The sequence below is a fragment of the Ruegeria sp. BI12 genome (genome assembly GCF_056537985.1).
Genome location: NZ_JBQFSL010000003.1, coordinates 107,859 through 128,784, shown reverse-complemented (window position 1 = coordinate 128,784; position 20,926 = coordinate 107,859). Strand labels below are relative to the sequence as shown.

Below are 20,926 nucleotides of genomic sequence, written 5' to 3'. Positions count from 1 at the left end.
AATGAATCGTTTTGCATTTGCCACCGTTTCGACCTTGGCCGTTGCGGCCGCGTCGGGTGCTGTGGCTGAGCCGCAGGCTGAAGTTCTGCACTGGTGGACCTCGGGCGGTGAAGCCAAATCGGTTGCCGTTCTGCAGGAAGAGTTCGCCTCGAACGGTGGCACCTGGACCGATATGCCCGTTGCTGGCGGTGGCGGTGACGCTGCAATGACTGCGCTGCGTGCCCGCGTTCTGGCCGGCAATGCTCCGACCGCCGTTCAGTTGAAGGGCCCCGCTATTCAGGAATGGTATGAAGAAGGCGTTCTGGCCGATATCTCGGCCGTTGCTGAGGCCGAAGGCTGGGGCGAAGTGCTGCCCGCATCGATCGCTGGTCACATGAAGTGCGAAGGCACCTGGTGTGCAGCACCGGTAAACGTGCACCGCGTAGACTGGATCTGGGCCAACGCCGACGTTCTGGCGGCCAATGGCATCGAAATGCCGACCACGTGGGACGAATTCAACGCCGCCGCTGAAAAGCTGCAGGCCGCTGGCGTGATCCCGTTGGCCCATGGTGGTCAGGCGTGGCAGGACGCGACTGTATTCGAAACCGTAGTTCTGGGCATTGGTGGCCCTGAGTTCTTCCAGAAAGCGCTGGTTGATCTGGACCCCGAGGCACTGACTTCGGACACGATGGTCCAAGTATTTGATCAGATGCGCACCCTGCGTGGTTATGTGGACGAAAACTTCTCGGGTCGTGACTGGAACCTGGCAACAGCTATGGTCATGAACGGCGAAGCGGCCTTCCAGATCATGGGTGACTGGGCCAAGGGCGAATTCCTGGCGGCTGGCAAGAAGCCGGGCGAGGACTTCCTGTGCGCCTCGACCCCCGGTGACGGCTACCTGTACAACGTCGATAGCTTTGCCATGTTCGACGTGGACGGTGACGACAAGAAAGCCGGTCAGGACCTGCTGGCCAAGCTGATCGTGGCACCGAACTTCCAGAAAGTGTTCAACTTGAACAAAGGCTCGATCCCTGCGCGCACCGACGTGGCATTGGATGACTTCGACATCTGCGCCAACCTGTCGGCCGAAGACATGGGCTCGACCTCGGACGCAGGTTCGCTGCTGCCGTCCTATGCCCACGGCATGGCGCTGCGCGGGTCGCAGTCGGGTGCGATCACCGACGTTGTGACCGCGCACTTCAACTCGGATATGTCCTCGGCTGATGCTGTTCAGCAACTGGCGGACGCAGTGGCCAACAGCTACTGATCCAATACGCTCTGCCCCCTTATACTGAGGGGCAGAGCATCTTTCCCCGGAGGCTAAAATGTCCGAATGGCTGGAAAACCACCTGCCCAAGGTGGTGCTGGCACCGTCGTTCATCGCCGTATTGATCTTTGTCTACGGCTTTATCGGATGGACTGCATGGGTGTCGCTGACACGATCGAAACTACTGCCGAAATACGAGATCAAGGGCTTCATTCAGTATGAACGTCTGTTTGATTCTCCCCGCTGGGACACGGCAATCAATAACCTGTATATTTTCGGCGCGCTTTTCATCGTGATCGCGATGGTGCTGGGCCTGTTGCTTGCTATCCTGCTGGATCAGAAAATCCGCGTCGAAGGTGCGATCCGCACGATTTACCTATATCCGATGGCGCTGTCGATGATCGTGACCGGCACAGCGTGGAAGTGGATTCTGAACCCGGGTCTGGGTATCGAATCCATGGTGCAGGGCTGGGGCTTTCCGAATTTCGAGTTCGACTGGCTGGTGAACCCTGACTACGCGATCTACACGATCGTAATCGCTGCGATCTGGCAGAGCTCGGGCTTTGTCATGGCGTTGTTTCTGGCAGGTCTGCGTTCGGTGGACGGCGAAATCATCAAGGCCGCGCAGGTCGATGGTATTCCCACTTGGCGCATCTATACGGCGATCATCATCCCGTCGATGGCTCCGATCTTCCTATCGGCCTTCATCGTGCTGGCGCACCTTGCGATCAAAAGCTTTGACCTTGTCATTGCCCTGACAGGCGGTGGTCCGGGTTACGCAACCGATTTGCCCGCAACATACATGTACGCCATGGCGTTCTCGCGCGGCGATATTGGTCAGGCGGCCTCGTCCGCGATGATTATGATGCTTGTCGTGTTTGCGATCGTGGTTCCCTACCTTTACTCAGAGCTGAGGGCGAAAAATGACTGATCTGTCGATGCCCCAAACCCAAACCCGCACGCAAAGTGCCACTGGCAAGATTGCCTTGCGCTGGTTGCTATATGTCCTGCTTGGCCTGTTTGCGCTGTATTACCTGATGCCGCTGTTCGTGATGTTGACCACATCGCTGAAAAGCCTTGAGGAAATTCGCACCGGATCGTTGATCTCACTGCCACGCGAAGTCAGTTTCGATGCTTGGAAAACGGCATGGTCTGGCGCCTGTACCGGTATCCAGTGTGAAGGCCTGCGGCCCTATTTCTGGAACTCGGTCCTGATTGCGGTTCCTGCGGTTGCCATCTCGACCCTGCTGGGTGCGTTGAACGGCTATGTCGTGGCGCAATGGCGGTTCAAAGGGGCCAACATCATCTTCTCGCTGATGCTGTTTGGCTGCTTCATCCCGTTTCAGGTTGTTCTGCTGCCGATGGCGCGTCTGCTGGGCATGATGGGGATCGCCGGGACCATTCCGGGTCTGATCTTTGTCCACGTAATCTACGGACTGGGTTTCACCACGCTGTTTTTCCGCAACTACTATGTCACCATTCCGGCCGAGCTGACCAAGGCCGCGCGGGTTGATGGCGCGGGCTTCATGCGGATTTTCTGGTCGATTTTCCTGCCGCTGTCGCTGCCCATCATCGTGGTGACCGTGATCTGGCAGTTCACGCAGATCTGGAACGACTTCCTGTTCGGCGTGTCATTCAGCCAGGCAGGCACTCAGCCCGTGACCGTTGCGCTCAACAACATCGTAAACTCCACCACCGGCGTCAAAGAGTACAACGTCGACATGGCCGCCGCGATCATCGCGGGGCTGCCGACGCTGCTTGTCTATGTCGTTGCCGGTAAATATTTCATCCGCGGCCTGACCGCTGGTTCAGTGAAGGGATAACCCATGGCTCCCATCCTCGATATTAACAAACTCTATAAGAATTACGGTGCGACCGAAATTCTGAAAGACATCAACATCTCGATCGAACCGGGCGATTTCCTGGTGCTGGTCGGCCCTTCGGGTTGCGGTAAATCCACCCTGCTGAATTGTATTGCAGGGCTGGAGGAAATCACCGGCGGGACCCTGGCGATTGGTGGCAAGGACATGACTCATGTCAGCCCCAAGGACCGCGACATCGCGATGGTGTTCCAGTCATATGCTTTGTATCCAACGATGAGCGTGGCCAAGAACATCACTTTCGGCATGAAGGTCCGCGGGGTCGATCAGGCGACGCAGGATGCCAAGCTCAAGGACGTTGCCTCGTTGCTGCAAATTGAGCCGCTGTTGAACCGTCGCCCCAGCCAGCTGTCCGGTGGTCAGCGTCAGAGGGTGGCGATGGGTCGTGCGCTGGTGCGTGACCCGAAACTGTTCCTGTTTGATGAGCCATTGTCGAACCTCGACGCCAAGCTGCGGGTTGAGATGCGAACTGAGATCAAGAAGCTGCACCAGACGCTGGATGCATCCATAGTGTATGTCACCCATGACCAGATCGAGGCGATGACACTGGCCACAAAGATCGTCGTCCTGAAAGGCGGTATCGTTCAGCAAATCGGTAGCCCGGCTGAAATTTACAACAATCCAGCCAATCTGTTTGTCGCTGATTTCATGGGCTCGCCCGCGATGAACCTGATCCCGGCGCAGGTCTCCAAAAACGGGTCGGGTACTCAAATTGCCATCTCGCGCGAAACAGGTGAGACGCTGGTTCTGAACGAGGCGCGCGATCTGTCGCTACCCAAGGATGTGATTCTGGGCCTGCGCCCCGAGGACATCGCTGAGGCAGGATTCCGCGCTGGTGACGGCGTACAGGAAGCCGCGTGCATGGTTGATATGGTTGAACCCGCAGGGGCCGACACCTATGTGGTCTCGGAACTGGGCGGCAAGCAGGTCACTGCGCGTCTGCACGCGGAAACCAGTGCCCAGGCAGGCAAAATGCTGAACCTGGCCTTTGACATGAGCAAGGTGTCCTATTTCGCCAAAGAGACCGGCGAGCGACTGAATTGAGTCAAAAAAAACGCCGCGCGAACCCTATCGCGCGGCGTTTTTCTAATTCTTAACCGGGTCGACTAACCTTGGTTTAGCCCATGTCCTTGATCAGACGGTTCAGGTCGCCGCCACGGGCGTCCAGCATTGCGCCAATTTCGGTCCGCTCGGTCAGCAGCATATTCACGCCTTCGATGAACATGTTGAAGAACTTGTCGCGCCCCGATTTGTCAGACACCAGGAATGTCACCTCGAAGGGGGACGAGCCTTGCAGCTTGACCGAGGTCCGTACTTCATAGCCAGCCTTGATCTTGCGGGCGTTCCGGACAGTGACCTGCCCACCAATGAATTCGCGGAAACGTCGGCCATATTTGTTCGAGATATAGCCCTGAAACGCTCTGGTGAACTTTTTTAACTGTGATGGGCTGGCTGAACGGGCATCTGCCCCCAGCACATAACGTGCCATGATCGGCACATCGGCATATTGCACAAAGATCTTTTCGAAATCGCGGATCATTGCCTTTTCGGATTTGCCCGAAGCAATAACACGGTTGATATCATCCACGACACTGACGACCAGAGCCTTGGCGCTGGCTTCCGTCTGGGCAAAGGCGGAAATGGGCAGGGCGGCAAGTGCCAGACCTGTAAGGCCGGTGGCGACAAAACCGCGACGGTTCATAGAGTTACTCGGCATAGGGGTCCTCATAGGGGTCCTCGTATGGGTCTAGGTAGGGATCTCTGACTGGGTCGGTTCCATTGTCTGCATAAGGGTCGTCGTAAAGACCCAGATAGGCTTCCTCATCGTCTCTCGCCAGTTCGAAGCGGCGATTTTGTAGGTAAATGGTCCGCGCCTGCGCGTAACTGTCGGCGCTTTCATACAGGATTGAGTCGACCGTGTCCGAGAAACGGCCCCGATCACCCATCCGGCGCACGACCTCGGCATAAACGCCAATATTGTCGACGGGACGGACCGGAGAGAAGTTTATCGGATTCGAGAACAGGTTGACGATAACGCCAATCGAATCCCGCTGCGTTGACGGGCCGTATAGGGGCAGCTCGACATAGGCGCCTTCTCCGAACCCCCATACGTGCAGTGTTTCACCAAAGTCGGTATCCACAGGCGGAAGGTTCAACTCGTCGGCGGGGGCTGACAACCCCAGCCCACCAACGGTCGAATTGATCACAAACCGCAACAGTGCGTTGCCGGATTGCTTGACGTTGCCTTGCAGCAGGTAGTCAACTGCCTGGCCGGGCATCGTCAGGTTTTCAGCGAAATGGTTGAAGCTTGTCACCATCGGGTCAGGCACGATCTTCACGTACCCTTTCGAGGCCGGACGAAACAGAAACCGGTCGACGCCAAGATTGAACTTGTGGATGCCCCGGTTGTTGTTTTCATACGGATCAAATACTTCGCCCTGCGGCGCGCCTTCGGGAGGGCGCGTTGCGCAGGCGCTGAGAACTGCCATTACGGACAGAATGATCAGGGGTTTCAGGCTGATTCTGCTCAACACGGTCGTTGCCACTCCAAAAAGTCGGGACAATCCGTACCCGAACACTCAATCAATACTATCTTTGGCCGTTGTGCCCGGCCTATCCAAATTCACATAAGCGTTTCGCCACCAATATGAAACAGATAGCGTTTAACCCGCCGAAGCGGTCAACGTAAAGTGACACACGTTCAACAGTTCGGAATAAGAAAAGTTACGCCCACATACGATTGAGGTCACATCGCCGTTTTCGCACTTTTCGATCCTCGCCTTCCCGGTTAGCTTCGCCCCGACTCAGAACTGGGAGGAGACCTCATGAGCATCGCGGCGAAACTGGAAAGCCTGGGCGTGAATCTGCCGGACGCGCCTGCGCCAGCTGCCAACTATGTGCCCTTCGTGCGCGTGGGCAATATCGTCTATGTCTCGGGACAGATCTCGAAGGATGACGACCTGATTACCGGCAAGCTGGGTGCCGACATGGAGGTCGAGGCTGGCGCTGCTGCTGCAAAGGTGTGTGCGATCAACCTTTTGGCACAGGTCAAAGCAGCTTGCGGAGGCGACATCGAAAAGCTGGTGCGCGTGATCAAGCTGACCGGATTCGTGAATTCGACCGCCGATTTCACTGCCCAGCCGCAGGTGATCAACGGCGCGTCGGACTTTCTGGTCGAGGCGCTGGGCGATGCGGGTCGCCATTCGCGTTCCGCTGTCAGCGCGGCAGCGCTGCCTTTGGGTGTGGCGGTTGAGATCGAAGGTATTTTCGAAGTTCAATGACGCCCAAACTACCTGACGTATTTCTTCAAGTCCCGTTGGCGCACCGGGCGCTGCATGACAAAGAAGACCACCGCCCGGAAAACAGCCGGGCGGCCATCCGGGCTGCGGTCGACGCCGGTTATGGGATCGAGATTGATCTGCAACGAACCTCAGATAACCGGGCTATGGTGTTTCATGACTATGACATGACCCGCCTGACCGGGCAGCCCGGACCGATCCAGCAGATCACTTCGGCGCAGGCGTCAGGCACCACTCTGCTGCACGCAGATGATGGCATCCCGACGTTGGATGAGGTTCTGCAGATCGTGGCGGGCAAGGTCCCGCTGCTGATCGAGTTCAAGGATCAGGACGGCGCGATGGGCACATCCGTAGGCCCAATGGAACAAGACGCAGTGCGCGCCTTACAGGGCTATACGGGTCCGGTGGCGGTTATGTCGTTTAATCCTAATTCGGTTGCGGAACTGGCGCAGTTGGCACCGCACCTGCCGCGCGGCATCGTGACAGGTTCCTACCAGCCAAAGGTAGAACTTTTACCCCAGAGCGTCTGTGACCATCTGCGCGACATTCCCGATTTCGACCGAGTCGGTGCCAGCTTCATCAGTCACGAGGTCGAAGACCTTGAACGCCCTCGCGTAGCCGAGCTGAAGGCGCGTGGTGTGCCGATCTTGTGTTGGACTGTGCGATCGCCTGAACAAGAGGCGAAAGCCCGCGCAATTGCCGACAATGTGACCTTCGAAGGCTACCTGGCCGCGCATCCGGGTTGAACCGACCCTGCGACGTCACAGATAAAGGTCTGACGCGGAGGACAAATGGATCAGGCGCAGATTGAGGTTCGGGTACTAAGCTCATTATCGCAGATATCTGCGGCGGATTGGGATAGCTGCGCCTGTCCCGAGGTCGTAGACGGCGGGCGACCGTTTGATCCGTTCACTACGCATCGGTTCCTTCTTGCATTGGAACACAGTGGCTCGGTCGGACGCGGCACCGGATGGCAGCCCCAATACCTGACGGCTTATCTCGACGGCATGCTGGTCGCGGCGGCTCCGATGTATGCAAAATCCCACAGTCAGGGTGAATACATATTCGACCACAATTGGGCCCATGCTTATGAGAACGCCGGTGGGCGTTACTATCCCAAGCTGCAGATCGCAGTTCCGTTCACCCCGGCCACCGGGCGCAGGTTTCTGGTTCGTCCCGGGTATGAGGCAATGGGCATGTCGGCCCTGGTGCAGGGGGCGGAGCAACTAGCCGCGGACAATCAGGTGTCTTCGATTCACGCAACCTTCTGCACCGAGGATGAGGCGCTGGCAGGCCAGCAGATGGGCCTGATGCTGCGCCATTCTCAGCAGTTTCACTGGCTGAATGATGATTATGCTGATTTTGGCGGGTTTCTTGCGGCTTTATCTTCGCGCAAGCGCAAAAACATCCGGAAAGAACGTGCGCAGGCCAACGATTTTGGCGGCGAGGTTCGCACGCTGTCAGGGGATGATCTGCGCCGCGAACACTGGGACGCTTTCTGGCAATTCTATCAGGACACCGGATCGCGGAAATGGGGTGTGCCTTACCTGACCCGCCAGTTCTTTGATATTGCACATGAAACTATGGCGGATGACATGGCCTTGATTCTGGCAGAGAGGGACGGGCACGCAATTGCCGGTGCGCTTAATTTCATCGGCCGCGAGACGCTCTTTGGTCGCTATTGGGGCTGCACCGAGCATCACGCCTGCCTGCATTTTGAATTGTGCTATTATAGGGCGATCGACTTTGCCATCGCGGAAGGTCTGGCACGGGTCGAAGCAGGCGCGCAGGGTGAACACAAGCTGGCGCGAGGTTATCTGCCCACGTACACGCATAGCTTGCATTGGGTCAATGACCCGGGCTTTGCCGATGCGGTAAAGAAATATCTGGACGCCGAGGCCCACGCAGTGGGAGAAGAGATCGAGATTCTGACGGATTACGGTCCGTTCAGAAAATCGAATCCGGAGGAACAGCAATGACGGAACTATTGTCGACCGAAACTCGCGGCCCTCTTCTTGATCCGCTGTTCGACAACGGCTGGACCATGGTCACGGACCGGGACGCGATCACCAAGACCTTCATTTTCGAGGATTTTGTCCACGCCTTTGGCTGGATGACCCAGGTGGCGATCTTTGCCGAGAAATGGAACCATCACCCAGAATGGTCAAACGTGTACCGCACGGTCGAGGTGGTCCTGTCCACACATGATGTTGGTGGGTTATCGTCGCTGGACGCCAAGTTGGCGCGAAAAATGGACAGCCTCGTCTAACGGTCTCCTCTGGAGCCCATACCGCCGGCCAGAGAAGCGATTTCACCAAGACGTCGGAAATCGGCGGGTGTGACCGTGCCGTTACTAACGTCGATGTCTCGTGGAATTCCGGTTGTCCGATTCCCAACCGATCGAACGCTTCGCGCCGCTGGATTGATGTCCAAACAACGCGTATCATAGCACGTCAGGCCCGCAGTATTGATCTGGATCCGGGCTTGACCGTCCGGTCCGGTCACCACAGGGGCTTGCTGCGTATCACAGGCGGCAAGAAACCCCAGAATGCCGAGGGCTATCCACTTTTTCATACCACGCTCCTATCGTTCAACCCGGTCGTTCGATCAATTCAACTGGCCGTTTCCGTCCTGATCGGCGGTAGAGAAATCATCGCCCATCTGCCGGTCATACTCTGATCGTGAGATAAAGCTGTCGTTGTTGCGGTCAACGTTTTGAAACTGCTTTATGTCCAAGAACGGCTTGGCCTCTTCCAGACCCAGCGTTCCGTTCTTGTCTTCGTCCATTGCCTGAAAGGCATAATCCGAAAAGGCGTTGAACTCGTCCTTGGACAGGAAGCCGTCATTATTTGCATCAATTGCATTCAGTTGTTTTTCATGCAGCTCGGCCACGGTTTCCGCAAAGGTTGCACTGGCCAAAACTATCGCTGTTGCCGTCAAAATCGCTGTTTTCATCATCATTCCCTTCTCAGCACGCGAAACGCTGGCCCGAGGCGCCACCGGCCACAGCGCCTGCCGCAGTAAGGATGTCTTTGCCCGTGCCTCCGCCGAATTGATTGCCGATCGCGCCACCGATCAGCGCGCCGCCCAACGTGCCGCCGAGGCAGGCAATTTCATGCTGCCGCGCCTGCTGTTGTTGAGGTGTCGGAGCAGGGCCACACGCGGCCAGTGCACCCGTGGCACCCAGAATGACTGTGATGATTTTGAGCTTCATCAAAAAAACTCCCTGAAAGACTGGGCCAAGTATCGACCCATCAGGAATTCGCATCAAGTGAAATAGGGTTAACGTGGCCCCGGCCGAACCGGGGCCCGAGTGACTTAGATGGCCTCAAGCAGACCCTCGCCCGCCGAAATCTCGCAGGCACCAGGGTTTTCTTCAAGGTTCAGCGCAACGACTTTGCCATCTTCGACCAACATCGCATAGCGTTTTGAACGCGCAATCAGTCCGACGGGAGGGGCGTCGAAATCCATGCCGATAGCTTTGGTAAACTCGGACGCGGCGTCGGCCAGCATGGTTAGACCGGCAGCTGTCGCGCCAGTAGCTTCGCCCCATGCGTTCATTACAAAGGGATCGTTGACCGAGATGCAGATGATCTCGTCCACGCCCTTTGCGTCGAACTGTTCCTTGGTGCGCATAAAGCTGGGCACGTGGGCTGAGTGGCAGGTCGGCGTGAATGCACCGGGTACCGCAAATAGCACAACTTTGCGGCCTTTGGTCTTGTCCGAAATCCGAACCTCTTCGGGTCCTTCTGCCCCCATTTGCGTCAACGTTGCGTCGGGAAGCGTATCACCGGTTGAAATCATCTTGTTCCTCCTGTCGATTGGATTTGCAGAGTCGGCCTCAGCCGCAATATAGGTGAGCCAGTGAATGAAACCACGGGAATTTGACGGGGCAGAACGAAGATGAGCCATATTGTTGTGATCGGAGCCGGGCAGGCGGGATCATCCCTTGTTGCGAGGCTGCGTAAGGACGGGTTTGAAGGCGACATCACGTTGATCGGTGCTGAACCGCACCTGCCTTACCAGCGACCGCCCCTGTCTAAGGCTTATCTGTTGGGTGAGATGGAACTTGAACGCCTGTTCCTGCGCCCTGAAAGCTTTTATGCCGACAACAACATCACCCTGCGTCTAGGTCAGCGCGTGACCGCGATCGACCCGCAGGCCAAGACTGTTTCGCTGGGCGACGAAGTGATTGCGTATGACGAACTGGCCCTGACAACCGGTTCTGATCCGCGTTACCTGCCCGCGGCCATTGGCGGTGACCTTGAAGGTGTTCATGTCGTACGCGACCTGACCCATATCGACGAGATGGAGCCCCGCGTGTCCGAGGGTGCGCGCGCCTTGATTGTGGGTGGTGGCTATATCGGGCTTGAAGCGGCTGCCGTATGCGCCAAGCGCGGGGTCAAGGTCACACTGGTCGAGATGGCAGAGCGTATTTTGCAACGCGTTGCGGCGCCGGAAACCAGCGATTACTTCCGTGCTTTGCATACCGAATACGGTGCCGACATCCGCGAAGGCGTCGGACTGGATCGTCTGGTGGGCGACGACGGCAAAGTCACCGGAGCCGTCCTGACCGATGGCACCGAGCTTGAAGTCGATTTCGTCGTGGTTGGTGTGGGCATTGCACCGTCGACCCAACTGGCCGAGATGGCTGGGCTGGAGCTGGACAACGGCATCAAAACGGACGCTCATGGCCGCACGTCCGATCCGTCGATCTGGGCTGCGGGCGATTGTGCGTCCTTCCCGCATGGCAGTGGCCGCATCCGGCTGGAAAGCGTTCCGAACGCAATTGATCAGGCCGAAATCGTAGCGCAGAACATGCTGGGTGCCGCCAAGGACTATGTGGCAACGCCCTGGTTCTGGTCGGACCAGTATGATGTCAAATTGCAAATTGCGGGTCTAAATGCCGGGTATGACCGTGTCGTGACCCGTAAGGGTGACGGGCAGACGGTGTCCTTCTGGTACTACAAAGGCGATCAGCTGATTGCGGTAGATGCCATGAACGACCCGCGCGCTTACATGGTCGGAAAACGCCTGATAGACGCGGGCAAGACTGCCGATCCGACGATCGTGGCAGACCCAGACGCGGACCTGAAACCGTTGCTCAAAGCGTGAGGATCATCGCCGGAGATTTCCGGGGCCGTGCCTTGGCTTCGGTCGGCAAAGGTGATGCCGGGGCGCACCTGCGCCCCACCACGGACCGGGTGCGCGAAAGCCTGTTCAATGTGCTGAGCCATCAGATCGACTTTGATGGGCTGCGTGTTCTCGACCTGTTTGCCGGTACCGGCGCATTGGGGCTAGAGGCGCTCTCGCGCGGAGCGGCGCATGTGACGTTTGTGGATGACGGGCGGGTAGCACAGGGGTTGATCCGCAAGAACATTGATCTGACGCGCAGCGCTGACCGTACGGACCTGATCCGTCGCGACGCGACACGCTTGAGCGAGAATACAAACGCGCCCTATGATCTGATCTTTCTGGATCCACCATACGGAAAGGGGCTCGGTCAAAAGGCCGTTGCGGCCTTGTCCAACGGCTGGATCGCTGATGGCGCGCTGATCGTGTGGGAGGAAAACGCCCCAATGCAGCCGCCCGAAGGTTTCACTCTACAAGACAGCCGAAAGTACGGCGACACGCATATCGCGCTGATGTGGAGTGGCGATCCGGATGCATGACCTCGTCATTTTCGATTGCGATGGTGTCTTGGTCGACAGCGAGCCCCTGTCCAATCAGGTGATGGTCGCGAACTTTGCCCGACACGGACTCTCTTTGACAGAAGATGAGTGCCACAGGATTTTTACCGGCAAGACCATGCCGGAAGTGCAGGATATCGCGCGCGATTTGGGCGCTAATCTGCCTGAGAACTGGATCGAGGATTTCGATACTGAAACAAATGCCCGCTTGCGGCAGGGTGTTCCTTTGGTCCCGGGCGTTGCGGAATTGCTAACGCTTTTGGATGAGCGGGGAATACCTTTCTGCGTTGCTTCCAATGGTGGGCCGGACAAAATGCGAGTCACGCTGGGGCAGAATGGCCTTTGGGATCGCTTCAAGGACGTGATGTTCTCGGCCTATACTTTGGGTGTTGGCAAGCCCGATCCAACCATGTTTCTGACTGCAGCGCGCCACTTCGGGGCCAAGTCGTCGGTCGTGATCGAAGACAGCGCCAGCGGTGCCACAGCAGCAATCCGCGCCGGTATGCGGTGCCTGGGCTATGCAGCGCATGATGATGGCGCGCAACTTGCCAGAATTGGAGCTGAGGTTTTTTCCGATATGACCGAGGTTCCCACCCTTTTGGGAATCTGACCTGACCATGGTAAGCTCGGCCCATGGATCGCGCTTTGACCTCACCTCTCTGGACACCTTCGAAGGACGCCGAAGCCCGCACCGGCCCTGAGCCTAAGCCAACGCAGGCGCCTGTCTTCATCCACGATGCAATCACACCGTGGGGGTCAGAGACATTGCTGCTGAAACTCCTGCGCGAACAGGCCGTCGATCAGGACGAATAGGTCGGATGAAATTTGTCGCCTGGCGACAGGGTGAAAATGTCGACGCCATCTGATGTAACGCCCACCGAGTGCTCGAACTGCGCTGACAGCGACTTGTCGCGGGTCACAGCGGTCCAGTCATCGGCCAGCGTTTTCGTCTCAGGGCGACCCAGATTCACCATCGGTTCGATGGTGAAGAACATGCCCTCTTCCAGAACCGCGCCGGTGCCCGGACGTCCATAGTGCAGAACGTTCGGCGGCGCGTGGAACACGCGGCCCAGTCCGTGACCACAGAAATCACGGACAACGCTCATCCGGTGCGCCTCGACATAGGCCTGAATGGCGTGACCGATATCGCCGAACGTATTGCCCGGCTTGACCGCTTCGATGCCCTTGAACAGCGCATCATGTGTTACTTGGATCAGACGTTCGGCCTTGCGGGGCAGTTTTCCCGCAACATACATGCGCGAAGTATCGCCGAACCAGCCATCCACGATGACCGTGACATCGATATTCAGGATATCACCATCCTTCAGCCGTTTGTCGCCGGGAATGCCGTGGCAGACCACGTGATTCACGCTGATGCAGCTGGCGTGCTGGTAGCCCTTGTAGCCAATCGTCGCCGATGTCGCGCCCGCATCCTCGACCATCTGCGTGATCATGCCGTCAAGCGCCCCAGTGGTCTGGCCTGGAAAGACATGTTCTGCGATATCGTCGAGTATCCGCGCGGCCAAGGCCCCTGCGGCGTGCATGCCAGCAAAGTCACCCTGTTCGTAAATGCGGATGCCGTCTTTTGTCAGGCGGCCACGATGTTCTTTCATCGACGCTAAGCTCCAAATGTTGCGCGCAGCCTGCCTTTTACGCTGCTTGTGCAGAAAGTTCCAGAGGGTGCGCGTTTGCGGGTGTTAGATGGCCCGGAACGCCCCCAGATCAAGGCTGCAAAGTCTGTCAAATTCGCTCAAAATCATAATTTCAGATAGAATGTTGTTTTTTCCCCAGTGAGATCGTTTTGGAGGATCGAAATGTCCAGCAATTCTGCCAATTTTGTCGGTGAAATTCCACACCATTACGATCAGGGGCTGGGACCGAACATTTTCGAAGACTATGCCGACAGGTTAACCGGGCTGTGTGGCGGCCTTGAAACGGGTCGCGTTCTGGAGCTTGCCGCAGGAACGGGAATTGTCAGCCGTAAGCTGCGCGACGCGTTAAATCCGTCTGTTTCACTGACGGTTACGGACCTTAATCCGCCCATGTTGGAGATTGCAAAAGCCAAGCTCGCCGGCAGTGAGAATGTCGAGTTTGACCAAGCGAACGCAATGGAACTGCCATTCGAAGACAACAGTTTTGACCTGATTGTTTGCCAGTTTGGCGTGATGTTCTTTCCTGACAAAACTGCGTCATATCGCGAAGCTGCCCGTGTTCTGAAGCCAGGTGGCCGGTACGTGTTCAATGTCTGGAGCGATATGTCCGAAAACCCGTTTTCCGAGACAGCCCACAAAGCGGCGATGACGTTCTTTCCCGAAAACCCACCCGGATTCTACAAGGTCCCGTTCCACTATGGCGACCCCGACATCGTACACGCGGACCTTGCGGCCGCAGGTTGGGGGACCGTTGCGCACGAAACCATCAGGTTGAACAAACCAATCGCCGATCTTGAGAAATTTGCAACAGCCCTGGTGTATGGAAATCCGTTGATTGACGAAATCAGAGCGCGCGGAGGTGTCGATCCGGATGCGGTTGTAGCCGAAATGCTGTCGGCGCTGCAGTCCAGATTTGAGGCCAGTGATATGGTGATGCCCCTTTCAGCAACCCAGTTCGAATGCCAAAACAAGGGGTGAGCGGGACCTGACGGGGGCGAGTGACATTATCCGGGCAGGTTAAAGTCCCCGAACCGTGTGGTATCCACCCAAACACCGTCGGGCGAAATTTGCGTACCACACACCAATCGCTCGACACCCTTCGCCTGTGCCGTTTCAAATGCCGCCGCATAGGCAGGGTCAATATCCGCCGCCAAACCAAATCGGTCGCAATCCGTGCGCTGCACCAGATACAGCATGATCGCGCGATGTCCCTGCGCCACCATGTCCGACAACTCACCCAGATGTTTGGTGCCACGCGCGGTGACGCTGTCGGGGAATTCTGCCAGGCCGGGCTCACGGGAAAGGGTCACGCTTTTGACCTCGACATAGGCGTTGGGCAAGTCCGGTTGTGTAAGCAGGAAGTCTATGCGGCTGTTCTGGCCGTATTTCACCTCTGCCCGCACTGTCTGATAATCGGCGAACTCTGGGATCGCTCGGGCTTCTAACGCTTTGCGTAGAGCCTTGTTTGGAACAGAGGTGTCCACCCCGGTAAAATGCCCGTTTTCATGATCGACCAGGCGCCAGCCGTATTTCAGCTTTTTCTTCGGGTCGTCGTTGGGCTCCAGCCAGATCTTCTCACCCGGTTCGGCCAAACCCAGCATGGAACCCGGATTGGCGCAATGTGCGGTTACTTCGCGCCCGTCCTCCAACTGGCAATCGGCCAGAAAACGTTTGTAGCGTCGGATCAGGCGGGCGGGGATCAAAGGGGTGGCAAATTTCATGCCATCCGGCTTAACGCGCGCCCGCCCGCAAGGGAAGTGTCAGACGAGCCCCGCCATCACGCCTCCATCAACGTCCCAGATTGCGCCGGTAACCCAATCCGCGTTATCGGACAGAAGATGCGTGACCGTATGCGCCACATCCGCAGGCCGACCAACGCGGCCGATCGGGTGGAACGCGTCGAAGGCATCGGTCAGGGTTGCCTCGATTTGATCCGGTGCGATGAACGCTCCATAGATGGGGGTCACAACCACCGCCGGTGAAACCGCATTCACCCGGATGTTGTGTTCCGCCAATTCCAAAGCCAGGTGCTGTGTCAGAGAATGAAGCCCGGCCTTGGCCATCGAATAGGCCGAGGACGGTGTTGCGCGGACCGCCTGTTTTGCCCACATAGAGCCTATATTGACAATGTTTCCACCTCCATTGGTCTTCATGTTTTCTACTACGGCCTGCGTGATGAAAAAGGTCGCGCGATTCAGGTCCAGATAGCTGTCATAATCCTCGGCTGTGTGTTCCAGAAATGGTTTTGGTGCAAAGGTTCCGGCTGAATTTACCAATCCCTGAATGTGGCGGGCATCTGATTTGATGCGGACGATCAGCCCTTCGACGTCTGCCGCATCTCGCAGGTTCGCGCAATATGTGTCTGCTGCGTTACCAAGTTCGGTCTTTGCCGCTTCCAGCTTAGCAGCAGATGACCCGACAATGGTTACATGTCCCCCATTGGCTACGATCTGTTGTGCTGTGGCCAAACCCATTCCACTGGATCCACCGATGATGAGTGTTGTTTTCTGTGTCATGATCAGATTCCCTATCTACTGATAGGTAGATATATTGAACTTGGAAAATGAATTGCAACCCCCTATCTAGTGATAGGTAACTTTTAGATTGAGGCGCAGATGCCCAAAACGGAAAAACCCCTGTCAGAAACCGCCAATCGCATATTGAATGTGGCCGAGCGAATGGCGCGACAAGGCGGCTATTATGCCTTTAGTTTTCGCGACATCGCGGCTGAAATCGGCATCAAATCCGCCAGCATTCACTATCATTTTCCAACCAAAGAAGCCTTGGGCGAGGCGCTGGTTACCCGGTACACTGATCGGTTTCTGGGGGCACTGGGTCGATTGGACGAAGCAACGCCGCTGGAATCCCTTGAGCAATACGTGGCAGCGTATCGGCAGGCGTTGATCGAACAGGATCTGATGTGCCTGTGCGGCATGTTCGGTGCCGAGATCGCCAGATTGCCGGACCCGGTTGCCAGAAGGACGCGTGAGTTTTTCGAACGCAATCTCGTATGGCTGGAAACTGTCTTCAGGGCCGCCGGTGCCTCAAACCCCGAAGCGCGCGCCGGTGAAACGATCGCCCGATTGGAAGGAGCGATGATCCTTGCGCGGTCGATGAATGACATGGACCTGTTCCAACGTATTACGGCGGATTTGCCGGCTCAAACACTGCAGGACTGACAAACGGACCTTGCGAGGCTCGGCAAGAACGATATCTTGCGGCCTGTGCCATAGCAGGAAAGGACAGGTCATGCCGAACCCAACCGCAGCGATGCTTGTGATCGGAGATGAAATCCTGTCGGGACGCACGCGGGATGCAAATACGAACTACCTTGCGCAAGAGCTGACCAAACAGGGCATTGACCTGAAAGAAGTGCGTATCGTCAGCGATGATCCAACCGCCATCGAAGAAGCCGCCCAAGCGCTGTCCGACCGCTTTGATCATGTGTTCACCAGTGGCGGCATCGGGCCGACGCATGACGACATCACGGCCGAGTGTATTGCCCGAGCCTTTGGGGCGACGATCGACGTGCGGGATGATGCCCGCGCGTTGCTGGAACGGCACTATGAGAACTCGGGGCTGGAACTGAACGCAGCGCGGCTGCGTATGGCGCGTATTCCGGATGGGGCGACATTGATCGATAATCCCGTTTCGACCGCGCCAGGGTTCACGCTTGGGAATGTGCATGTGATGGCGGGTATCCCCACAATCTTTCAGGCCATGGTCGCCAGCGTTCTGCCAAATCTGACCGGTGGCGATCCCTTGTTGTCGCAAACGCTGCGGATCAACCGAGGTGAAGGTGAAATCGCCTCGATCCTGTCCGCACTGGCCGAAGACTTCCCGGATCTCGCCATCGGCAGCTATCCGTTTCAGGTTAACGGCGTATTCGGCTCTAACGTTGTGGTTCGGGGTACTAACGGAGCACAAATTGATGTGGCGACGACCCGGTTGGCGAAAGAGCTAGAGCTTTGAGCGTTGACTGGGCTGACATCGTCGACGGCACATGGCCAGCGGCTGGGTATAGTACTTTAGGCCCGTTCCGCCTGCGGCAAGGATTGGGTGGCGGTTCGCGGGTTTCCTCTGCCAGTGCGCTGGCACCGGCGACTGATGCGGAAATAAATGACGCCGAACAGGCAATGCGCGCGATGGGTCAACGGCCTATTTTCTGCCTTCGTCCCGCCGACGTAGGGCTGGATAAACAGCTTGCGGATCGCGGCTATGAGGTTCTTGATCCGGTCAACATCTACCAATGTCCGGTGGATCACCTGACTGATACACCGATTCTGCGGGTGACCGCTTTTACAATCTGGAGCCCGCTGGCGATCATGAAGGAGATCTGGGCGCAAGGTGGCATCGGGGCCGAACGGCTCGCCGTCATGGACCGCGCTGAGGGGCCCAAATCGGGCGTATTCCTGCGCCGTTCCGATCAGCCGGCAGGGGCAGGATTTGTCGCCATCCATGATGGTGTGGCAATGGTCCATGCACTGGAAATTCTGCCTGCCCACCGACGTCAGGGTCTGGGCCAATGGGCCATGCGCGCTGCGGCGATTTGGGCGCAAAAGAACGGCGCGCATACACTGAGCGTGATCTGCACCAAGGCTAATGACGGGGCAAATGGTCTCTACCGCGCGCTCGGGATGGAGATCACCGGAGAATACCACTACCGTCAGCTTGTCCAAGGAGAATGACCGCCGTGACCGACCAAACCTTGCCCACCGCGCTGGACCTGCCGATGGCGGACCCGCTGCCGCCTGAAACGCAGAAATATTTTGATATCTGTGTCGAAAAGCTGGGTTTTGTGCCCAATGTGTTGAAGGCATACGCATTCGATATCGATAAGCTGAATGCGTTTACGGCGAACTACAACGATCTGATGCTGGGCGACAGCGGATTGTCCAAACTGGAACGCGAAATGATCGCGGTGGTCGTATCCGCGATCAACAAGTGCTTTTACTGTTTGGTGGCCCACGGGGCAGCTGTCCGGCAAATGTCGGGCAACCCACAACTGGGTGAGATGCTGGTGATGAATTACCGCGTGGCACCGCTGGATGAACGCCAACGCGCCATGTTGGATTTTGCCGCCAAAATGACCACTGCCAGCACCGAGATTGAAGAGCCTGATCGCCAACGTCTGCGGGATGTTGGGTTCAGTGACCGGGACATTTGGGATATCGCCAATGTGGCCGGATTTTTCAACATGTCGAACCGGGTGGCCAGCGCAACGGCGATGGCTCCGAACGACGAATACCATGCGCAGGCCCGATGATCCGAGCCGCTGCCCTATTCCTGATGATCATGGCCGGCCAGGGTCTTGCGCAGAACCTGACAATGCCTTCCGGCGCGCGTCTTGTCAGCGAGCGTACCAGTGAACTTGACAGCTATGAGCTGCCAATCGGGCCCTTTGCGGATGGGGCGGTACCGGCGCGAGAAGTCGAAGGAAAAGTCGAGCGGTTTACCTGGCGGTTGCAATCCGGCTCCAGCACGACGCTGCAATTGCTGGCCCCGTTGCGTGACCAGATCGCTGCGCAAGGGTACGAGGTATTGCTTGAGTGCCAGGCCAAAACGTGTGGTGGATTCGACTTCCGCTTTGGCACCGAAGTTGTGCCCACACCAGACATGTACGTGGCTATTCAGGACTATCGTTTTTTGTCTGCCATCCGAGGGGGAAATGTGGTCAGCCTGCTGGTCAGTCGCAATCCGCCTGACGGGTATGTGCAGATGATCCGGGTCACCCCAGTGGGTGCAGAGGCATCACCACCGCTTGTGATCGACGAACCGGTCACGTCGCCCGGTGATTTGTTAGCCAGTCTGGAACAAAACGGGCATACAATATTGGAAGACCTGCATTTCCGCACCGGAGAGATGACGTTGGGCGAGGGGCCTTTTTCCTCGCTTGAATTGGTAGCGGAGTTTCTGGCCAAAAACCCAAGTACCCGGTTGGCACTTGTGGGCCACACGGATGACACCGGCGCGCTGGATGCCAACATCTCGGTCAGTACCGGCAGGGCTCAGGCTGTACGCGCCCGGTTGATCGATGCGCATGGGGTCGCGGCAGACCGGGTCGAGGCGCGCGGAATCGGCTATCTTGCCCCGCTCACCTCGAATGCCACGCCGGAAGGCCGGGATCTGAATCGCCGGGTTGAGGCGGTTTTGCTGGTCAACTGAACCCTGCAGTCCTGTTCACATCATGGCCGATAAAAAAAGGCCCACGCAGCAGGCGCGGGCCGTACAGTTTCACCGAGGTTAATTCACCAGTCCATCGGGCCTTTTTCGTGAAAGGCATCGACGAGAAAATCTATGAATGCCCGCACCTTGGGCTGAGTAAAGCGTCCGGGCGGGTAAACGGCGTAGACGCCCTGAACCTCGTCCGGAAGCGACGGCATAGCGTCCAGTACAGCACCGGATTTCAGCGCATCTGCGTACAGGTAGCTGGGCAGATAAGCGATCCCCAGCCCGGAAATGGCCGCATTCAACAGGGATTGACCGTCATTAACGCTCAGCCACCCCGCGGTGCGTACCTGTCGTTTTTCGCCTGAAGGTGCGGTCAGTTTCCAGACGTTGCCTGAAGACTGGCTGGAGTAGTGCAGCAGCTTGTGTTCGTTCAGGTCGTCAATTTTCTGTGGTCGGCCGAATTTCTCGACATAGCTAGGTGCCGCGACCATCCGCTTGACGGTTTCAGTCAACTTGCGCGCGCGCAGGGTGCTGTCTTCCAGTTCACCAATCCGTACGGCCACATCGAAGCCTTCGGAAATCAGCTCGACGTAACGGTTGTTCAAAACCATGTTCACGGTGATATCAGGATAGGCCGCCAGAAAGTCTGACAAAACCGGAGACAGGTGATTGACGCCGAAATCTGTCGCAACGCTGATCCGAAGCAGACCCGAGGGGGCGGATTGCATCGAGGTCACAAGCGCATCGGCTTCGCCCGCGTCATTCAGAACGCGCCGCGCGCGATCATAATATGCCAGGCCAATCTCGGTTGGCGACACACGCCGGGTCGTGCGGTTCAGCAGCCTTGCGCCCAAACGGGCCTCGAGGCTGGAAACATGCTTTGACACGGCCGATTTGGAGATGCCCATTTTCTTGGCCGCGTCGGTGAAGCCACCCTGGTCCACCACGTTGGCAAAGGCTTCCATTTCGGTCAGTCGGTCCATTCTCG

Annotated in this window: 28 protein-coding genes; 18 read left to right on the top strand and 10 right to left on the bottom strand. The window is 57.3% G+C overall.

The window, feature by feature from the left end; genetic code table 11:
- Nucleotide 1 precedes the first annotated feature (1 nt).
- From ACR0AK_RS19590 to ACR0AK_RS19575, 4 genes are read left to right on the top strand one after another with little or no spacing between them, the layout of a single operon-like run.
- Nucleotides 2-1,246, top strand: coding sequence for an ABC transporter substrate-binding protein (locus tag ACR0AK_RS19590; RefSeq protein WP_170562008.1), 1,245 nt, complete (start codon nucleotides 2-4; stop codon nucleotides 1,244-1,246).
- 58 nt (nucleotides 1,247-1,304) lie between these two features.
- Nucleotides 1,305-2,177 carry a carbohydrate ABC transporter permease gene (locus tag ACR0AK_RS19585; RefSeq protein WP_039543053.1) on the top strand — a complete coding sequence of 291 codons (873 nt, stop codon included), beginning with the start codon at nucleotides 1,305-1,307 and terminating at the stop codon, nucleotides 2,175-2,177.
- On the top strand, nucleotides 2,170-3,069 hold the full coding sequence (locus ACR0AK_RS19580) for a carbohydrate ABC transporter permease (protein ID WP_170562010.1): 900 nt from the start codon (nucleotides 2,170-2,172) through the stop codon (nucleotides 3,067-3,069). The genes ACR0AK_RS19585 and ACR0AK_RS19580 overlap by 8 nt, the downstream gene beginning before the upstream one ends.
- Before the next feature lie 3 nt (nucleotides 3,070-3,072).
- On the top strand, nucleotides 3,073-4,170 hold the full coding sequence (locus ACR0AK_RS19575; RefSeq protein ID WP_480794631.1) for an ABC transporter ATP-binding protein: 1,098 nt from the start codon (nucleotides 3,073-3,075) through the stop codon (nucleotides 4,168-4,170).
- Nucleotides 4,171-4,243: 73 nt separating this feature from the next.
- Here ACR0AK_RS19575 and ACR0AK_RS19570 read toward each other — a convergent pair whose 3' ends face one another.
- Complete coding sequence (locus ACR0AK_RS19570) at nucleotides 4,244-4,843, bottom strand: MlaC/ttg2D family ABC transporter substrate-binding protein (RefSeq protein ID WP_170562015.1); 600 nt, start codon at nucleotides 4,841-4,843, stop codon at nucleotides 4,244-4,246.
- Nucleotides 4,833-5,615 (bottom strand): MlaA family lipoprotein, encoded by a 783-nt coding sequence (locus tag ACR0AK_RS19565; RefSeq protein WP_170562380.1) that lies wholly within the window; start codon nucleotides 5,613-5,615, stop codon nucleotides 4,833-4,835. Before ACR0AK_RS19565 ends, ACR0AK_RS19570 begins: the two co-directional genes overlap by 11 nt.
- Before the next feature lie 336 nt (nucleotides 5,616-5,951).
- Here ACR0AK_RS19565 and ACR0AK_RS19560 point away from each other — a divergent pair, with 336 nt between their 5' ends.
- The 4 genes from ACR0AK_RS19560 to ACR0AK_RS19545 are packed head-to-tail and all read left to right on the top strand — an operon-like array spanning nucleotide 5,952 to nucleotide 8,694.
- Entirely contained in the window at nucleotides 5,952-6,407 is a 456-nt protein-coding gene (locus ACR0AK_RS19560; protein ID WP_170562018.1) for a RidA family protein, read from the top strand.
- Complete coding sequence (locus ACR0AK_RS19555; protein WP_480794630.1) at nucleotides 6,404-7,171, top strand: glycerophosphodiester phosphodiesterase family protein; 768 nt, start codon at nucleotides 6,404-6,406, stop codon at nucleotides 7,169-7,171. Before ACR0AK_RS19560 ends, ACR0AK_RS19555 begins: the two co-directional genes overlap by 4 nt.
- Before the next feature lie 45 nt (nucleotides 7,172-7,216).
- The gene (locus ACR0AK_RS19550; RefSeq protein WP_480794629.1) at nucleotides 7,217-8,404 is read left to right on the top strand and encodes a GNAT family N-acetyltransferase; all 1,188 of its coding nucleotides are present in this window, start codon (nucleotides 7,217-7,219) and stop codon (nucleotides 8,402-8,404) included.
- On the top strand, nucleotides 8,401-8,694 hold the full coding sequence (locus ACR0AK_RS19545) for a 4a-hydroxytetrahydrobiopterin dehydratase (protein ID WP_170411625.1): 294 nt from the start codon (nucleotides 8,401-8,403) through the stop codon (nucleotides 8,692-8,694). Before ACR0AK_RS19550 ends, ACR0AK_RS19545 begins: the two co-directional genes overlap by 4 nt.
- Here ACR0AK_RS19545 and ACR0AK_RS19540 read toward each other — a convergent pair.
- From ACR0AK_RS19540 to ACR0AK_RS19525, 4 genes are all read right to left on the bottom strand, one after another.
- The gene (locus ACR0AK_RS19540; protein WP_170562026.1) at nucleotides 8,691-8,999 is read right to left on the bottom strand and encodes a hypothetical protein; all 309 of its coding nucleotides are present in this window, start codon (nucleotides 8,997-8,999) and stop codon (nucleotides 8,691-8,693) included. The two genes, ACR0AK_RS19545 and ACR0AK_RS19540, sit on opposite strands and share 4 nt — an antisense overlap.
- 33 nt (nucleotides 9,000-9,032) lie before the next feature.
- On the bottom strand, nucleotides 9,033-9,380 hold the full coding sequence (locus ACR0AK_RS19535) for a CREC-EF hand family protein (RefSeq protein ID WP_170562029.1): 348 nt from the start codon (nucleotides 9,378-9,380) through the stop codon (nucleotides 9,033-9,035).
- A gap of 13 nt (nucleotides 9,381-9,393) precedes the next feature.
- Complete coding sequence (locus ACR0AK_RS19530) at nucleotides 9,394-9,639, bottom strand: glycine zipper 2TM domain-containing protein (protein WP_170562032.1); 246 nt, start codon at nucleotides 9,637-9,639, stop codon at nucleotides 9,394-9,396.
- A 104-nt stretch (nucleotides 9,640-9,743) separates the two neighbouring features.
- Nucleotides 9,744-10,229, bottom strand: a complete 486-nt coding sequence (locus tag ACR0AK_RS19525) for a peroxiredoxin (protein ID WP_170562035.1) — start codon at nucleotides 10,227-10,229, stop codon at nucleotides 9,744-9,746.
- A 99-nt stretch (nucleotides 10,230-10,328) separates the two neighbouring features.
- Here ACR0AK_RS19525 and ACR0AK_RS19520 point away from each other — a divergent pair, with 99 nt between their 5' ends.
- Genes ACR0AK_RS19520 through ACR0AK_RS19505 form a run of 4 tightly spaced genes read left to right on the top strand, consistent with a single transcriptional unit; the run spans nucleotide 10,329 to nucleotide 12,928 of the window.
- Entirely contained in the window at nucleotides 10,329-11,540 is a 1,212-nt protein-coding gene (locus tag ACR0AK_RS19520; RefSeq protein WP_480794628.1) for an NAD(P)/FAD-dependent oxidoreductase, read from the top strand.
- On the top strand, nucleotides 11,537-12,097 hold the full coding sequence (gene rsmD / locus ACR0AK_RS19515) for a 16S rRNA (guanine(966)-N(2))-methyltransferase RsmD (protein ID WP_480794627.1): 561 nt from the start codon (nucleotides 11,537-11,539) through the stop codon (nucleotides 12,095-12,097). Before ACR0AK_RS19520 ends, rsmD begins: the two co-directional genes overlap by 4 nt.
- Nucleotides 12,090-12,725, top strand: coding sequence for an HAD family hydrolase (locus tag ACR0AK_RS19510; protein WP_480794626.1), 636 nt, complete (start codon nucleotides 12,090-12,092; stop codon nucleotides 12,723-12,725). Before rsmD ends, ACR0AK_RS19510 begins: the two co-directional genes overlap by 8 nt.
- A 23-nt stretch (nucleotides 12,726-12,748) precedes the next feature.
- Nucleotides 12,749-12,928, top strand: a complete 180-nt coding sequence (locus ACR0AK_RS19505) for a hypothetical protein (protein ID WP_480794625.1) — start codon at nucleotides 12,749-12,751, stop codon at nucleotides 12,926-12,928.
- Here ACR0AK_RS19505 and map read toward each other — a convergent pair.
- Nucleotides 12,916-13,728 carry a type I methionyl aminopeptidase gene (gene map / locus ACR0AK_RS19500; RefSeq protein ID WP_480794624.1) on the bottom strand — a complete coding sequence of 271 codons (813 nt, stop codon included), beginning with the start codon at nucleotides 13,726-13,728 and terminating at the stop codon, nucleotides 12,916-12,918. The two genes, ACR0AK_RS19505 and map, sit on opposite strands and share 13 nt — an antisense overlap.
- Before the next feature lie 201 nt (nucleotides 13,729-13,929).
- Between map and ACR0AK_RS19495 the strand changes: the two genes are divergently transcribed.
- Nucleotides 13,930-14,745 (top strand): class I SAM-dependent methyltransferase, encoded by an 816-nt coding sequence (locus tag ACR0AK_RS19495; RefSeq protein WP_480794623.1) that lies wholly within the window; start codon nucleotides 13,930-13,932, stop codon nucleotides 14,743-14,745.
- Between the two features lie 26 nt (nucleotides 14,746-14,771).
- On the opposite strand, the gene sfsA is transcribed toward ACR0AK_RS19495, so the two are convergent.
- Nucleotides 14,772-15,488 carry a DNA/RNA nuclease SfsA gene (gene sfsA, locus ACR0AK_RS19490; RefSeq protein ID WP_480794622.1) on the bottom strand — a complete coding sequence of 239 codons (717 nt, stop codon included), beginning with the start codon at nucleotides 15,486-15,488 and terminating at the stop codon, nucleotides 14,772-14,774.
- A 39-nt stretch (nucleotides 15,489-15,527) separates the two neighbouring features.
- Nucleotides 15,528-16,283, bottom strand: coding sequence for an SDR family NAD(P)-dependent oxidoreductase (locus tag ACR0AK_RS19485; protein ID WP_480794621.1), 756 nt, complete (start codon nucleotides 16,281-16,283; stop codon nucleotides 15,528-15,530).
- A 99-nt stretch (nucleotides 16,284-16,382) separates the two neighbouring features.
- Here ACR0AK_RS19485 and ACR0AK_RS19480 point away from each other — a divergent pair, with 99 nt between their 5' ends.
- The 5 genes from ACR0AK_RS19480 (at nucleotide 16,383) to ACR0AK_RS19460 (ending at nucleotide 19,932) form a co-directional block, all read left to right on the top strand.
- Entirely contained in the window at nucleotides 16,383-16,946 is a 564-nt protein-coding gene (locus ACR0AK_RS19480; RefSeq protein WP_170562063.1) for a TetR/AcrR family transcriptional regulator, read from the top strand.
- A gap of 70 nt (nucleotides 16,947-17,016) precedes the next feature.
- Complete coding sequence (locus ACR0AK_RS19475) at nucleotides 17,017-17,739, top strand: competence/damage-inducible protein A (RefSeq protein WP_480794620.1); 723 nt, start codon at nucleotides 17,017-17,019, stop codon at nucleotides 17,737-17,739.
- Entirely contained in the window at nucleotides 17,736-18,455 is a 720-nt protein-coding gene (locus ACR0AK_RS19470; protein WP_480794619.1) for a GNAT family N-acetyltransferase, read from the top strand. The genes ACR0AK_RS19475 and ACR0AK_RS19470 overlap by 4 nt, the downstream gene beginning before the upstream one ends.
- Nucleotides 18,452-19,033 (top strand): peroxidase-related enzyme, encoded by a 582-nt coding sequence (locus ACR0AK_RS19465; protein WP_480794618.1) that lies wholly within the window; start codon nucleotides 18,452-18,454, stop codon nucleotides 19,031-19,033. The genes ACR0AK_RS19470 and ACR0AK_RS19465 overlap by 4 nt, the downstream gene beginning before the upstream one ends.
- Nucleotides 19,030-19,932 (top strand): OmpA family protein, encoded by a 903-nt coding sequence (locus ACR0AK_RS19460; protein ID WP_480794617.1) that lies wholly within the window; start codon nucleotides 19,030-19,032, stop codon nucleotides 19,930-19,932. Before ACR0AK_RS19465 ends, ACR0AK_RS19460 begins: the two co-directional genes overlap by 4 nt.
- A gap of 83 nt (nucleotides 19,933-20,015) precedes the next feature.
- On the opposite strand, the gene ACR0AK_RS19455 is transcribed toward ACR0AK_RS19460, so the two are convergent.
- A complete protein-coding gene (locus tag ACR0AK_RS19455; RefSeq protein WP_170411679.1) occupies nucleotides 20,016-20,921 on the bottom strand; it encodes a LysR family transcriptional regulator in 906 nt (301 codons plus the stop codon).
- Between the last annotated feature and the right edge of the window lie 5 nt (nucleotides 20,922-20,926).

Coding starts and splice junctions, on each gene's coding strand:
- ACR0AK_RS19560 (WP_170562018.1), top strand. CDS start 5,952: ATGAGCATCGCGGCGAAACTGGAAAGCCTGGGCGTGAATCTGCCGGAC.
- ACR0AK_RS19580 (WP_170562010.1), top strand. CDS start 2,170: ATGACTGATCTGTCGATGCCCCAAACCCAAACCCGCACGCAAAGTGCC.
- sfsA (WP_480794622.1), bottom strand. CDS start 15,488: ATGAAATTTGCCACCCCTTTGATCCCCGCCCGCCTGATCCGACGCTAC.
- ACR0AK_RS19540 (WP_170562026.1), bottom strand. CDS start 8,999: ATGAAAAAGTGGATAGCCCTCGGCATTCTGGGGTTTCTTGCCGCCTGT.
- ACR0AK_RS19570 (WP_170562015.1), bottom strand. CDS start 4,843: ATGCCGAGTAACTCTATGAACCGTCGCGGTTTTGTCGCCACCGGCCTT.
- ACR0AK_RS19520 (WP_480794628.1), top strand. CDS start 10,329: ATGAGCCATATTGTTGTGATCGGAGCCGGGCAGGCGGGATCATCCCTT.
- ACR0AK_RS19575 (WP_480794631.1), top strand. CDS start 3,073: ATGGCTCCCATCCTCGATATTAACAAACTCTATAAGAATTACGGTGCG.
- ACR0AK_RS19555 (WP_480794630.1), top strand. CDS start 6,404: ATGACGCCCAAACTACCTGACGTATTTCTTCAAGTCCCGTTGGCGCAC.
- ACR0AK_RS19480 (WP_170562063.1), top strand. CDS start 16,383: ATGCCCAAAACGGAAAAACCCCTGTCAGAAACCGCCAATCGCATATTG.
- ACR0AK_RS19565 (WP_170562380.1), bottom strand. CDS start 5,615: ATGGCAGTTCTCAGCGCCTGCGCAACGCGCCCTCCCGAAGGCGCGCCG.
- ACR0AK_RS19510 (WP_480794626.1), top strand. CDS start 12,090: ATGCATGACCTCGTCATTTTCGATTGCGATGGTGTCTTGGTCGACAGC.
- ACR0AK_RS19525 (WP_170562035.1), bottom strand. CDS start 10,229: ATGATTTCAACCGGTGATACGCTTCCCGACGCAACGTTGACGCAAATG.
- ACR0AK_RS19460 (WP_480794617.1), top strand. CDS start 19,030: ATGATCCGAGCCGCTGCCCTATTCCTGATGATCATGGCCGGCCAGGGT.
- ACR0AK_RS19475 (WP_480794620.1), top strand. CDS start 17,017: ATGCCGAACCCAACCGCAGCGATGCTTGTGATCGGAGATGAAATCCTG.
- map (WP_480794624.1), bottom strand. CDS start 13,728: ATGAAAGAACATCGTGGCCGCCTGACAAAAGACGGCATCCGCATTTAC.
- ACR0AK_RS19455 (WP_170411679.1), bottom strand. CDS start 20,921: ATGGACCGACTGACCGAAATGGAAGCCTTTGCCAACGTGGTGGACCAG.
- ACR0AK_RS19550 (WP_480794629.1), top strand. CDS start 7,217: ATGGATCAGGCGCAGATTGAGGTTCGGGTACTAAGCTCATTATCGCAG.
- ACR0AK_RS19485 (WP_480794621.1), bottom strand. CDS start 16,283: ATGACACAGAAAACAACACTCATCATCGGTGGATCCAGTGGAATGGGT.
- ACR0AK_RS19465 (WP_480794618.1), top strand. CDS start 18,452: ATGACCGCCGTGACCGACCAAACCTTGCCCACCGCGCTGGACCTGCCG.
- ACR0AK_RS19585 (WP_039543053.1), top strand. CDS start 1,305: ATGTCCGAATGGCTGGAAAACCACCTGCCCAAGGTGGTGCTGGCACCG.
- ACR0AK_RS19535 (WP_170562029.1), bottom strand. CDS start 9,380: ATGAAAACAGCGATTTTGACGGCAACAGCGATAGTTTTGGCCAGTGCA.
- ACR0AK_RS19590 (WP_170562008.1), top strand. CDS start 2: ATGAATCGTTTTGCATTTGCCACCGTTTCGACCTTGGCCGTTGCGGCC.
- ACR0AK_RS19545 (WP_170411625.1), top strand. CDS start 8,401: ATGACGGAACTATTGTCGACCGAAACTCGCGGCCCTCTTCTTGATCCG.
- ACR0AK_RS19505 (WP_480794625.1), top strand. CDS start 12,749: ATGGATCGCGCTTTGACCTCACCTCTCTGGACACCTTCGAAGGACGCC.
- ACR0AK_RS19530 (WP_170562032.1), bottom strand. CDS start 9,639: ATGAAGCTCAAAATCATCACAGTCATTCTGGGTGCCACGGGTGCACTG.
- ACR0AK_RS19495 (WP_480794623.1), top strand. CDS start 13,930: ATGTCCAGCAATTCTGCCAATTTTGTCGGTGAAATTCCACACCATTAC.